At 41.3% G+C, this 12,608-nt stretch carries 10 protein-coding genes and 1 pseudogene; 1 reads left to right on the top strand and 10 read right to left on the bottom strand.

What is annotated here, in order from left to right; genetic code table 11:
* Positions 1-20: 20 nt before the first annotated feature.
* Positions 21-353, bottom strand: coding sequence for a BMC domain-containing protein (locus DESOR_RS07970; protein WP_014184095.1), 333 nt, complete (start codon positions 351-353; stop codon positions 21-23).
* 570 nt (positions 354-923) lie between these two features.
* On the opposite strand from DESOR_RS07970, the gene DESOR_RS07965 reads away from it, so the two are divergent.
* Positions 924-2,339, top strand: a complete 1,416-nt coding sequence (locus DESOR_RS07965; RefSeq protein WP_014184094.1) for a sigma-54 interaction domain-containing protein — start codon at positions 924-926, stop codon at positions 2,337-2,339.
* An 18-nt stretch (positions 2,340-2,357) separates the two neighbouring features.
* On the opposite strand, the gene DESOR_RS07960 is transcribed toward DESOR_RS07965, so the two are convergent.
* The 9 genes and pseudogenes from DESOR_RS07960 to DESOR_RS07915 all read right to left on the bottom strand — a co-directional run bounded on the left by DESOR_RS07960 (position 2,358) and on the right by DESOR_RS07915 (position 12,593).
* The gene (locus tag DESOR_RS07960) at positions 2,358-2,558 is read right to left on the bottom strand and encodes a hypothetical protein (RefSeq protein ID WP_014184093.1); all 201 of its coding nucleotides are present in this window, start codon (positions 2,556-2,558) and stop codon (positions 2,358-2,360) included.
* A gap of 154 nt (positions 2,559-2,712) precedes the next feature.
* A complete protein-coding gene (locus tag DESOR_RS07955; protein ID WP_014184092.1) occupies positions 2,713-4,389 on the bottom strand; it encodes a sodium:solute symporter family protein in 1,677 nt (558 codons plus the stop codon).
* Between the two features lie 753 nt (positions 4,390-5,142).
* Positions 5,143-6,609 (bottom strand): annotated as a pseudogene (gene mttB / locus DESOR_RS30145) ([trimethylamine--corrinoid protein] Co-methyltransferase).
* A gap of 181 nt (positions 6,610-6,790) precedes the next feature.
* The gene (locus tag DESOR_RS07940; RefSeq protein ID WP_014184091.1) at positions 6,791-7,429 is read right to left on the bottom strand and encodes a cobalamin B12-binding domain-containing protein; all 639 of its coding nucleotides are present in this window, start codon (positions 7,427-7,429) and stop codon (positions 6,791-6,793) included.
* A 147-nt stretch (positions 7,430-7,576) separates the two neighbouring features.
* Positions 7,577-7,900, bottom strand: coding sequence for a pyrrolysine--tRNA(Pyl) ligase small subunit (pylSn, locus tag DESOR_RS07935; protein ID WP_014184090.1), 324 nt, complete (start codon positions 7,898-7,900; stop codon positions 7,577-7,579).
* Between the two features lie 166 nt (positions 7,901-8,066).
* Positions 8,067-8,882 carry a 3-methylornithyl-N6-L-lysine dehydrogenase PylD gene (gene pylD / locus DESOR_RS07930; RefSeq protein WP_014184089.1) on the bottom strand — a complete coding sequence of 272 codons (816 nt, stop codon included), beginning with the start codon at positions 8,880-8,882 and terminating at the stop codon, positions 8,067-8,069.
* 5 nt (positions 8,883-8,887) lie between these two features.
* Positions 8,888-10,075 carry a 3-methylornithine--L-lysine ligase PylC gene (gene pylC, locus DESOR_RS07925; protein ID WP_014184088.1) on the bottom strand — a complete coding sequence of 396 codons (1,188 nt, stop codon included), beginning with the start codon at positions 10,073-10,075 and terminating at the stop codon, positions 8,888-8,890.
* Positions 10,076-10,077: 2 nt separating this feature from the next.
* Positions 10,078-11,178, bottom strand: a complete 1,101-nt coding sequence (gene pylB / locus DESOR_RS07920) for a methylornithine synthase PylB (protein WP_014184087.1) — start codon at positions 11,176-11,178, stop codon at positions 10,078-10,080.
* A 461-nt stretch (positions 11,179-11,639) separates the two neighbouring features.
* Positions 11,640-12,593, bottom strand: a complete 954-nt coding sequence (locus tag DESOR_RS07915) for a choline kinase family protein (RefSeq protein ID WP_014184086.1) — start codon at positions 12,591-12,593, stop codon at positions 11,640-11,642.
* Positions 12,594-12,608: the final 15 nt, after the last annotated feature.

The raw sequence follows: 12,608 nt of genomic DNA, 5'->3' as shown, positions 1-12,608 counted from the left end.
TTATTCTCGGTTCCGACGATTTATTTGTTTTCAACGTTTTTCGATTTAGGCTTTTCTTCGAAAACCGGTAATTTAGGCAAAATGGCTTCTAGTTCCGGATGAGGACGAGGAATAACATGACAACTTACCAACTCTCCGACTCGCTCTGCCGCTGCGGCTCCCGCATCCACGGAAGCTTTAACTGCTCCCACATCTCCACGAACCATGACCGTCACCAAGGCGCCTCCAACTTTTACTTTCCCGATTAAGGTAACATTGGCTGCTTTAACCATGGCATCCGCTGCCTCAACGGCTCCAACGACTCCGCGGGTTTCAACCATACCTAGTGCTACGAGATCTTCCCTAATAGCCATTTGTGTTTTCTCCTCTCGCTCTCGTTTTATTAATCCACTTTCAAGACTCCACTTAATGAAGCCGGAGTCCCAAATCCACACGACATGCAAATAACCTCAACTGTTACATTAGAATTACATGGTATTTAGATTCAAGTCATAAATAATTGCTTCACCCAAGTATGGGTATGAAAGTTAAGGTTACTTTCACTCCTTTCATAAATCGTCTTTGTAATTAATATGCAATTCTTATGCCATTGAAAAAATATTCTTTATCTTAGAGAACCCGGAAAATTCACATTGTTTTGACTCAGTTCTCAGTAAAATCGAGTCAACAATGACTTCCTTTAAGTCAATTTCATGGCAAGATAAAAATTCTTTTAAGCTTTATAAAATTTATAATAAAAAATCTCAATTCCAAAATAAAAATATATTACGATAATTACTTTTCGTAATTTAGGGGAAAAAAGAGGTTTTTTATCAATTAAGTCGAAAATACATATAAGTCATAAATGATTTATCGTTAAGCTTCTTAATTAGTAAGGTCTTTAATATAAAACAGTAATCAAGCTAGACAAGGAGGTACGCAGGATGAGTGTCGAACCTGACAACTTGGATTTTGATACATTAAAGAAAATACTCGACAATTCTCATGATGAGATCTATGTTACAAATGCAAACGGAATCGTCATATACGTAAACAACGCCTGTGAGAAACACTACGGTGTCAAAGCCTCCGAGATTGTTGGCAAGAAATCCCGGGAAATTTCCGAAAAGAAATACTGGGGTCCCCGAATCAGTCCTATTGCTATTGATAAAAAAATGAGCATTACTCTTGAACAAAAAACATGTACCGGCAAAACATTACTTACCACTGCGACCCCGATTTTTGATGAAGATGGCAACATTGAAATGATCATAGAAAATTCCAGAGATGTAACTGAATCTGAAGGCATCCGCCATGAATTAGAGAAAAGTACCCAGCTTTTAAAAAGATATAAAAAGGAGGTTGCCGTCCTTCGGGAGAAAGAAACTAAAATTCCTGAGTTTGTGTGTAAAAGCTCGAAAATGGAATCCCTTCTCAAACTTGTGCGGCGAATTGCTTCTGTTAATTCAACCGTTCTGCTGCTGGGTGAGTCAGGGTCCGGAAAAGGGCACATGGCTAAATATATCCATAACAACAGCCCCAACAAAGACGGGCCATTTATAACTGTTAACTGTGCTTCCATACCTTCAGAGCTTATGGAAGCAGAAATGTTTGGATATTCTAAAGGCGCTTTTACAGGTGCTAACGTCAAAGGAAACATCGGCTTAATTGAGCTGGCCAATGAAGGTACTCTTTTCTTGGACGAAATAGCAGAACTCTCTCCTCGCATGCAGGCTAAGCTTCTCCAGGTACTCCACGAAAATCAATACTTTAAAGTTGGAGGACGCGAGATTCAGCAAGTCAATTGCCGGGTCATCGCCGCGACCAATCGCGACTTACAAGCCATGATCTCAAAAGGCGATTTCCGGGAAGATTTATATTATCGTTTAAATATCTTCGAACTGGTACTGCCTCCTCTGCGAGAAAGAAAAGAAGAAATCATTCCTCTTACCCAGGAGATCCTCGGTAAATTCAATCAAAAATACAAACTGGATCACGAATTCAGTGAAAAAGTCTATGAGTTGTTTGTTAAATATCCTTGGCCAGGGAATGTCCGTGAACTGGAAAATATCATTGAACGCTTAACCGTTGTAACCCAGGATAATGTTATTAATGAACATGATTTGCCAAAGTCGTTTCTAACTTCAATTGAACATCAAACCCCACCGCATCCCACAGCTTCCAACAAACCTCTTTCCCTTGATGAGGCACTCTGTGATGTGGAAAAAAACATGATTTTACAAGCTTATAATGAATTGGGCAGTTCATATGAGGTTGCCAAGTTCTTGGAAATCAGCCAAAGCAAAGCCAGTCGCTTAATTCGCAAGTATTTCCCGACGAATGATTATCGAGAAAACTAATAGTTTTTGCTAATTTACCTACTTAACAAAAAAGGCAATATAACCAAGGGCTACAGCACAGCCTAAGCCAATGATGTTTTCTACAAAAAACAAGGTGTCCAGGCTTCCCGAAAATTCCGGTTTGATTTTCTTTTTCATGAATAATGTAACGATCATTGCGCCCATATTAAGTACGAATAACGGAATGAGTATAAATCTTGAAAAATCAGGTGTAAGCATTGATGAATTCCCTCCTCAGATGTCAAGAATGATGAAGTTAAAAGAATTATATAGACTTGCTGGACGAATTACAATATGGAGGATTGTTGTGAAAAATGGCTAAGGAATGATTCCTTAGCCATTTTATTAATTCCTGCTCATAATTCCAGAAAAATTATGAGTGCATTCCTGCGAAGAATTCTTCATTGTTGTCAATGGGTTTATCCGCAACTGCAGCTAATTGTTCGGCTGTTGGCGGCGGAGAAATAAAAGTACCAACGAGGACTCCAACAATACCGCATACTAAACCGACGACACAGTAACCGTAGTATGAATTTGCCATTGCTCCTGCTCCAAAAATCCAGTCCCAAACGGGTGTGTTATAGGAGAAATTCCACACCTTATACTCGAGAATAAAGAAAATGAAGGTTCCCAGAGTACCGAACAATCCTCCCAGCATAACTCCCAGCAAAGTTGCCCGCTTCCACCATAATACATAAAGCATTACGGAAATACCGGCTGTGAGCAATCCTGACGATAAGAAGTAAGCGTCATTGAGGGTTGCACCTAAAACAGGACTGTTGTAAAGTATGGCCAGCAAAATGTTAATTACAATCATGAATACTGTAACAAGTCGTGACCATTTTACAATCTTTTCATCGGACCAATTCCGCTTCTTATAAAATAAAGGCTGAAGAACATCGTAGGAAAGGTTCATGGCGGTGATGTTGCTGTAGTTAGCAACCGTAGACATGGTATGGGCTGACAATAAGAAGATCAGCAAGCCTTTAAGCATAGGAGGCATATAAGTATTAATATATACTGATATGATATTGTAAGCACCTTGATCTCCTAATACTCCAGGAGCTGCTAATGCTCCATTAACGGTTTCAGGAGGGAAGACAATGAGACCTAATAAACCAATAATCGAAGCTGGTAAAACAATAATAAAGGTGTTGAATGTGATGCTGTATAATCCACCGCGGCGAGCTTCTGCTGTAGTCCTTGCGGCCTGGGCTTTTAACCAGAAGTCTTCGGCTGCAGCCCAACCCGGAACTAGACCAAGCATAACAATCAAAGGGAAGGATATGGAGACGTAAGAGAAAAAGCTAGCTGAGTTCCCAGCTGCGTTAACGGGATAAGCAAGACTGTTAACAATTGGCTGAGCCTTCAGCATACCCCAAACTGTTGTACCATGATCTGCAGCAATACCATTTGCCGTTAGGAAAATCGCAACAGCAGTTACAACTAGAATGATTGCTCCCATAAAGAACTGAACAACATTGGCGTTAATGACAGACCGGAAACCGCCCATCCACATATACATAGCAATTGGGATCGCATAAATAACTATCATTGCCTCAATTGATATACCAAGAGCTGGTGCCATAATCAAGGATGCAGCATAGAGTTCCGCTGCTGACCATATTGTGTAAGAAAAGATGTTAATTGGAGCTGACAGAATTCTGGCTGGCAAACCAAAACGTTTTTCTAACATTTGACACTGGGATATTGCTTTAATCCTTCTTAAGGGACGAGCCATCAAGAATTGCCAAATATTTGAGAGAAACCAGGGAATAGCCACGACCCATAAACCGGATACGCCAAGGTCGTAAGTTGCCCATGTCATCCAAGTTATCATACCAATTAACATCCAGCCGGAAGCTACGGACATACCGACCATATACGCTGGTTGACTGCGTCCTGTGATCCAATAATCATTATGTTCTTCTTCTGCACTGGCAGCGGATTTTTGCGTTCGGTAAGCGTTCAAGCCTACTACAATAAGAAACACGATATAAGCAAAAAAGACTAACCAGTACCACAATGGACTTACATCAGTACTACCCATAGATTGTCACTCCTTCAATTTTCGTTATGCCCTTGATAATTTCACCCCTTATTGCAAATAGGCTCTCACCCCCGTTTCAAAAATGACTCTACTCAATAACTTAAAAATTATTGAAATAGTACGAAAATAAGGATAATATTTACCATTGCAAAAGTCATGCCATCGCTAAAGCATGCCTAAAAGGTGCCCAAACTATGATAATTTCGCTTATACGCCCTATAATCAGGAGCTATATCGAGTCAGTTTTAACTTGCATAAGTCATAAAGTGCTGATAGAGAATCCAGTCCATCAGGGTCGGACGGCTTCGCCCCACCTCCTGCAAGAAGGGTAATCCGTGCGAAGACAGTGTCTTCGTGTCACCCAGCATTTCGAGACTCGCCCACTCGACAGCGCGGGACTACCTTCTGCGGATAAGTATTCTTTGGTGATAGCCGCTTCGGCGAAAATGTATCCTTCGCCGTAGGGATTCCTTAAGGGATCACGGCTTCGGCGATACTCTCCGCTGGAGACTATCGTACTGGACATTTTCGTGCCAAACCTCTGGGTAATACCTGAAGTGAACCAGTGGCTCCGTATCCCCGCGCAGTCTTGTGGGCTTTTACCGCCTCTCCATGCGATGGATTCACTCCTGTGGGTCGAAGCCGTCCTAGCTTTGGGGTCAATTATTCTTTAGCATGCCTTTTAGGGTATTTTTGCAGAATGATAAAAAAGGAGCCGATAATTTTGTTATCGACTCCTTTGTCGCTATTGACTTAGAATTTTTTCTTACGAGGTCTTCTTCTGGCCTCTTTTTCTTTGGCCTTAATCTCAGTTGTTTCAGCTTCAGCTTCTAAGACAATCTCTTTCAATTGACGCTGAATATTTTCCGGAAGCGGATTCTCATTCTGGTAGTTCTCAAGAATATCAATAGATTTTTCATAGGAAGTTTCAACAATATCCTTACTGCCGGCAGCTTCCCAGTTTTCTCTATTCTTACGGTCTAACAATTCTGATTTTGACAGCTCTTTGTAGTGGGCATAAGTATGTTCATGGCTAATGAATTCTCCGCCGGGCCCTACCGAACGAACAACTTCCAAGGCCATTTTCTCATCACTTATGGGAATCCCTTTGATGGTATGCATAATCATGCGAGCCATTTCATTCTGCATGACCATTTGAGCATAGTCCCAAGTCAAGCCGCCTTCGAGCATGCCAAGACCATATATCATGTTGGCGCCTGCCAACGCTGGTAATAAAGCGGTCAAGGTAAACTCGTGAGCTGCTTGGGCATCCGGTACTTTGCTGTCTGTCTATCCACCGGCAACCCACACAGGAATATTATAGAATTGAGCAAGCTTAGCACAAGCAGCACTGAAAAGAGCCAGCTCCGGAGTTCCTACACAAGCCACTGTGGTTCTCAAGTCCATCATGGTTGTGGAGGTTCCATAAACCATAGGATAGCCTCTTTTAACAAGCTGACCTAAGACAAACATACTCAAGATTTCAGCATTATGTGTAACAAGAGTACTCGCTAAGTGAACACAAGTAGTTCCTCCAGCCAGACCCATAGAGTTAATCTTGGCAGGCACACCTAAACGAATCGCTTGAAGTAAGGTATCCGTTGCACCCTTGGCATGTACCAGCGGAGCAACCGGGTCTGTACTTTGTGAAAATAAGGGTCTTTCACGGAATTTATCTTCCCCGCCAGAGACCAGATAGCCCATTTTTGCAGCCGCACGCATGTTTTCAGGACGATTCATCCCGATATAAGCGTGCTTTGTTGAATAGTTAAAGAACGATTCAGCGATATGAACTTGAGCAACATCGGGATCAACTTCCGAAGGTCCCAAGGCTCTTTCATAGACAATAATCTGATCCATTGCCTCACAGAAACGGGTTACATCATCAACATCTTTTTTAAAGGGTTTTCTCAGTTGTCTGGTATATGGGTCAATCAGGCGGATAGCTTCACCAAAGTTAACAAATCCGGTCCTGTTGCCCTCGTTTAACCAATCATTTTCCCGTTTTCTTCCACAGGCTCTAAAAGTCTTAGGTATTGATCGAATAGCATCTTCAACTAAAAAAGCCGGGATTTTGACAATATTGGTTTTTGGGTCGATAGTACAACCTGCACTGTAGAATATTTCACGTGCCTCTTCACTTTCAACTTTTACTCCGACATCCCATAGCAAGTCCAGTGTTGCCAAATGGACATCGTACAGTTCGTCGTTAGTAAACATATTCAGACCGATTCCCTCCATACGAGCAGAACCAGCATGTATGCCCCTGAATGTCAAAACAAATCACCTCCGAATTTTATAGAGCTATAAACTTCAACTATTGGCAAACTTATCCCCGTAGACCGGAAAGACCACCTCCTTGAGAAACTTCTAATAAATGATGATATTACAAATAATCAAATTATTTGGAAGCTAAAAGTTTTTTGCACAATTCAACCGCTGATCCTGCATCGGGAGCATAACCATCAGCGCCGATTGTATCTGCATATTCTTGAGAAACGGGAGCTCCTCCGATAATTACTTTTACTTTATCTCTGAGATCCTCATCTTCTAATATTTCAATAATGTCTTGCATTGCAGGCATTGTTGTTGTTAAGAGGGCTGATAATGCCACAATATCAGGTTCATGTTCAATTACTGCATCAACAAAATCTTCAGCAGAAATATCAACACCCATATTGATTACTTCTAAACCGGCGCTTTCGATAAGCATTCCCACAAGATTTTTACCGATGTCGTGTAAGTCCCCTTTTACAGTTCCCAGGAGAATTTTTCCTGCACTTTTTTGATCCACAGTAGCGATTAAGGGTTTTACCAGTTCTACACCGCCGGCCATGCTTTTAGCTGCCATGAGCACTTCAGGAACAAACATATCTCCGGCTTTAAAGCGAACCCCTACCACATTCATACCGGCAATTAAGCCTTCATTAATAATATCCATTGGATCATTGCCTGCAGAGATTAAATTTTTTACATGTTCTATTACTTTGTCCTTTTGTCCCTCAATAACACTTTGTGCCAGATCTGCGTAGTTTGACATTCTTTAATTTCCTCCTCTTTTTTTAATTATTAAGTCAATAAAACCAAGAGCTAGCCCTTCCTTAGAAAACCCTCACTCCATCGGGTAAGGCTTTTTATAATAAAGCTTGCCCCTATCAAGTGATTTAAGAACAAGCTCTATTTCAGGTTATAAGCGGGATCCATAATTCTGATTCACATGAGTTGAAGAGTATTTTTCTAATTTCCAGCCTGGGATTTTACAGGTAGTACAGGCCCGAAAGAATAATTTATTGCGAAGACACCGGGCGGCACGGCTATGCTTAGAATTATAGATCTGAAACTTTTCATTGCAGTGTGTTACGATTTCTGCCGTGTTCCCTCTAATGGTCATACTTTTTATGCCGTGAAGCGTTCCGCTTCGGGAAGGCCATAGCTTGAGTTTTTCTACAAATTTAAAAAAATCAACATTTTTACGATAGTATCGTTTCTTTTTCGAAGAATCTGCTGACACTGATTTCACTCCAATCCATCCACAATTTCTTCGATAATTCGTCTGTTTAAAGAAAACTTGGCTGGTGCCCGAAGACACTGTCTTCGCACGTACTAGCCATCTTGCAGAATAATAACGAAGACTTTCTGATAGTACGGAAAAAAGACTTCCTATTATAATAGGCTAATTACAGTACATCAAACATCATGGTCGCTACCCCGATTTGCAGGGGATCGTGAATCAAACGGTCCGCGATCAGCTCCAGACCTGCAGCCTCCACCCCTAAAGGGATACCGGGAGCAGCAATCATAGTATCGTCTTTCAGATGTTCGGTCAAAATGACATTTTCAGCAGGACAAGCATCGAAGTAAAGGTTATATCTATTTAAAGCATCTGTTAAACTGGTTTCAACCATAATGTTATAACCTAGTTTGTTTAATCTATCTGCTAGAATCTTGCTCATTTGCGGATTAATATCATAAACAGCCACAGCGGCACCGGAGCGGGCCAGGGCTTTCGCTGCGCCGGTACCTACCGGTCCGGCACCAATCACTAAAGCCTTTTTGCTCTCTAACCCACGACACATTTGTTCCAAAGCCATAGCATATCCTTTTCCTGTGGCCTCTCCGTTATCTGAGACCTTGCCGGATTTTACATTCACCGCAACGAAGCGGTCATCATCTGCCATAAATATGATTTCAGCGCCGCCTTCGATAGCCTCGGCAACTCCCCCGGCATCCCGGCTTTCAGTAATAACCGGGGAAAAACCGAGAAACTGAACAATTCCAGCTACGGACTGGGAAAAACCCTCTATGATTCCCTGTCCACAGGTCATGGGTATAATAGCTACTTTTGGCTGGGGAAGTTCCCTGTCAAGATGAACGCCTGCTGCCCAAGCAGCAAGCTCTCTTAAAGAGCAGCCGGTTTTTTGGATTAAGGTTGAATTATAGTCTGACATTTGCCTGGAAATTTCGGCAACATCTTCATGTTTTAAACGGGTCAATATAATCAACTCCCTGAGGCATATATTCCATGATTGCTTTCTTCGTTGATAGGACATCGATCAAAGTATTGTCGAATTCCCCATGCATTCCGGATAGCCTGAATAACAATTTCTCTCTGCTTCCACGCGTCTGCCAAGGTCTTTTCTTTTATGATAAGTGTGGCGACCCAGTCCGTTTTCCCCGGAATATAATTGGAAAGTACCTCGTGAGCCCCGAAGAAATCAGGATAGACATGAAGGGGCCCGGCATCCGCCATGATATGTTCACCACATACTTCCAGGGAATCATTACTGACATGTATGTGTTCGAAGATAACCCCGTTTTGTTCCTGGATATCAAAGTCTTGCCAAGGCTCCCCTTGAACAAAAGCCTGGCCGAGAATTTCTAGCATATTAACACCTGTGGCATGATAGACTGAGATAGGGGTTTGGCTTGGCAAGCGAGCATCAATCTCCAAAACCTTTAACTCATTCTTATGCAGGATCGTTTCAATATCCATGATTCCATTCAATTTTAAGTTTCCCGCCAGGGTCAGTCCAATCTGCTCGAATTTTTCTCTGAGTTCCGGAGAAATGACCCCAGAGCCAATCACTCGTTTACAATCATAATCTTTATCCATATGAAGCTCAGTAATCTGCAAAACTTTATAGAAACCTGCATAGCCAATGACTTCCAAAGAATAGGATGGACCTTCAAGATATTCCTCGATGACCCAATCCGTTAAGCCTTTTCCAAAGACAGATTGAAATTCAGCAGCACTTCTTATTTTATGAACCCCTTCACTCCCGCTTGCTCCAGAAGGTTTTACAATGATTGGATACCCACATTCCGGCCAGGGGGTTGGTGCCGGTACTCCGGTTCTGGCAAACATTTTATTCGATTCAAGTTTCGATGAAGAAATCCCGTAGGCTTCCTTGTCAAAGAGTAAGGGAACCTTGGTATAATGAGAACTTCTCACCAAGCTATCTAAGGCCTCCTGATTTTCGAGAGCAGGAATAACAAGATCGACACTCTTTATTACAGGAATCCATTCCACAACCTTAGTGACATCCAAATTGCAAAATTGATCACATAACTCTGCCGCTGGAACCCAATCATTCTTGTCAACAAGGACGACTTCCCAGCCTGCTTTCTTGGCCAGATAAACCGCTTCAACCCCTTGCAGCTTTCCTCCGACAACTGCTACCCGCATGCTCAGGGCTCCTTTCTTAAAACGAATTTACTTTTACGCTGTTGTATCCACTCTTGATAGTCATCACGACTCGCCATCATAAGCCCATTTTCTTCTAAAACTGGAATGATCTTTTTTACTGTCCGATTTCCATCTTCGATGTCTAAGGAATGATTCGATACTCCAGCCAAACCTGACTGAGGCGGAATAATGGATGTTACAACATTAGCCCCAGCATTGAGTCGTTCCGTTAAACCGTTTAAGCCATCAACATCCAAGGAAGCAGGAATCAAACGATCGGGAAACACTAAACGCATGATCGCAATTACCAGCATCTCTCTGGATCGAGGCACAGCAGAAAAGTGCTGCATCGGGGTATCCTGTTGAGGTATAAAACTCATCACCCGAATTTGATCTGCCTCTAGTTTTTTCATTTCCTCAAAAGAGTCAACCAAATCCTCGTCGGTATCTCCTACTCCTGTGAGCAATCCTTCTTCAAGCAACAAGCCCATTTTCCTGGCCGTGACTTTTCGCTGCATACGTTCTTCATAGCTTTGCCCAAGCCTTAGTTTACTATATAAATCAGGATTATGAGTTTCCTGGTAAGTTGCATACCAATCCACGCCGGCTTCTTTAAATTCCAGAAGTATATCTTCCGGTATAACGCCTGCCGAAATCATAACGGGGATATTAGTACTTATCTTAATCATTTCAATAGTTCGGATCATATGTGCAAATTCTGAACCATGGTTGGCAAAGAAGTGCGGATCTTCACCCATGGTCAAATCAATTAAATGCACCCCAGAATCCACCAGACTATAAGCAGTCTTCATAATCTCTAAATCAGTTTTTCGATAACGCTTTAAGGATGTATTGGATTTACGATATAGACAAAATGCACATTCATTTCGGCAATAGGTTGAAAAGTAAACAAACCCATAACTAAAGATTTTATTTTGGAAATAACGAGTTCGCAAAAGCCTGGCTGTTTCAAAGACTTTAGCAATGTCATTCTCCTTCGATACGCTCAACAAAAAAAGAAGTTCATCTCGCGTTAGAGGGATCTCTCTTGTTGCCTTGTCCAATATCCTATCTAATTTTATTTCTGCTGGATCCACTGACATTCTGTCACCTTCTTTTTTCGTTAAGAATTTAAAATTATTAGGATAGACGATGGTCTTAATGAAGTCTAATTATTGCCATCGATTGTAAACAGCCACTTATAATAGTTTACAGTAACTAGAAATGCAAGTTTTATGCCAATATCCCTATAGTGTTCCCTAATATTTATATTATCCTCACAAACTCCTAAAACCCTTCTGGCATCAGGCTATTCTCGTGTTACTTTCATCAATATCGCTTAGGAAATCCTTTGACTAATCTTTAGAAGTAAAAAAAATAGTAATATTCAAGTCGATTCAAGTCGGTCAGAACTTCAATTAAGTCAATAATAACTTGATAGACTTTGGCAAACAGCTGCTAAAATACACTCTACCACAAAAAAAGGCGGTTCGGTATAAATACCGAACCTTAGAGATTTCAGAGATTTGAGATGTGAGTGTTGTGAGAATATCCTACAAAGCTATTATTGATTAGCTTTAATAGCGCGGTCAAGGCTTCCCTTATGAATTAATTCATAAGCTCGATTAAATCTATTCAAACCATAGGGCCAATAGTCTTCTCTGGATTTACCCATGGCAATTTGCAGAACTGCCCAATATGCCCATAGAGCGTCACATAAGAATTTATTAATAACCAGGGAACCGATTTGTTTCTCGGTTAACTCACCCCCGAAGTATTCCTTCAGGAAGAACTGCTCTTGCTCATCCGTAAGTTCAGCTTCCAGAGCCAAAGCTCCTAAATCAAACAAGGGATCGTTCATGCCGCCATATTCCCAGTCGATAAGGTAAAAATTCTTTTGGTCATCCAGCCAGTTTTCACAAAGGGGATCATTATGACAAGGTGCTTTAGGCGGAGGATTATTCTTGAAGAGAGTTTTTATCTCTCCGATTTTCGCCTCCATAGTTTCAGCACCTTCATAAAATTCAAAATTTTTCTCCGCTAACAAAGCCATGTAGGCATCAATTTCCTTTAATGGATCAAAGACAGAAATAAATTCTTTCTGGCAATCATGGTACTTTCTAAATACTTTTGCTGCCATACTTAAATATCGTTCTTCTTCTTTAAAATCGGGAATGTGTAACGTTTTACAATCATCGATGTACTTACATACTTGATTGCCGGTTGTTTCATCATAATGAATAATCGGTGCACTAATGCCGATATCGGCCATTAACTGCGCATTGTGTTTTTCTGCCGGACGATTTAAGTATTCCATGGTTCCCGCTCCAGCTATCCTTACAGCATAGGTGACTCCACCGATGGTTACTTTATAGTTACTATTGGTTAGTCCTCCGGGTAATATTTCAATTTCACTAATTCTTGAATCGCTAAAGAAAGGAATTTCACTAATCATTTTATAGATGCGTCCAATATGCTCTGTCGATATGGCAGGTTCAATTTGAACAGTTTCATGCATAATGCAATATCCTCC

It is taken from the genome of Desulfosporosinus orientis DSM 765 (assembly GCF_000235605.1).
GTDB lineage: Bacteria > Bacillota > Desulfitobacteriia > Desulfitobacteriales > Desulfitobacteriaceae > Desulfosporosinus > Desulfosporosinus orientis.
The sequence above is the reverse complement of the archived record's forward strand: the minus strand, read 5'-3'. Positions and strand labels throughout refer to the sequence as shown.